Consider the following 604-nt stretch of genomic DNA (forward strand, 5'->3'; position numbering starts at 1 on the left):
GGCCTTCGCCTCCCGCGCCAGGCGGGCGGACCGTACCGGCGCCAGACCTCGCCCCAGCGGCCGAGGCGGCCGACGACGATCAGGAGGAGGACGACGATGAGGACGGAGTAGCCGTCCCACAGGAGGGCCTGCGCGACCGCGCTGTCGCTGTTCTGCCAGGAGTCCGGAGCGAGCAGCCGGACCGGCAGCACCCACCAGCTGCCGAGGTAGCCGTGCGACAGCAAGGACCACATCAGCCAGGCCACGAGGAACGCGATCAGCGCGCCGCCGATCAGCTGGTGACCGGGGGTCCGCTCGGGCTCCTGCTGCGGGCGGCTCCGGTGCCCGAAGCGCCACACGCCGGGCGCGGCCTCGGGACGGGGGGTGCGCAGCCAGGTCAGGAAGCCCGAACCGTCGGGCAGCGGTGGCATGCCCGGAGGCGCGGAGGGCCGTGGGGGCACCGGAGGCCGCTCCTGCGGGGTGCCCTCGGGAGGTGGGGTCGGGCGGGGTACCGGGCCCGGCTGGGTTTTGCGAGTGTTGTGGGTTTCGTCGTTGTGCATCCGCCCTGCCCCCTGACCAGCCGATCCGTCCACCGTCAGCGAGCAATCTAGTGCCTGGGGAGGGG

The 604-nt window shown here is 73.8% G+C and carries 1 pseudogene; it reads right to left on the reverse strand.

From position 1 onward, the window contains the following. Positions 1-410: pseudogene (locus tag CCN72_RS37805) on the reverse strand (ATP-binding protein); the annotation flags it as partial. Between the last annotated feature and the right edge of the window lie 194 nt (positions 411-604).

Origin of the sequence: Streptomyces murinus (assembly GCF_002154555.1) — a bacterium.
In the GTDB taxonomy this organism is placed as follows: Bacteria; Actinomycetota; Actinomycetes; order Streptomycetales; family Streptomycetaceae; genus Streptomyces; species Streptomyces murinus.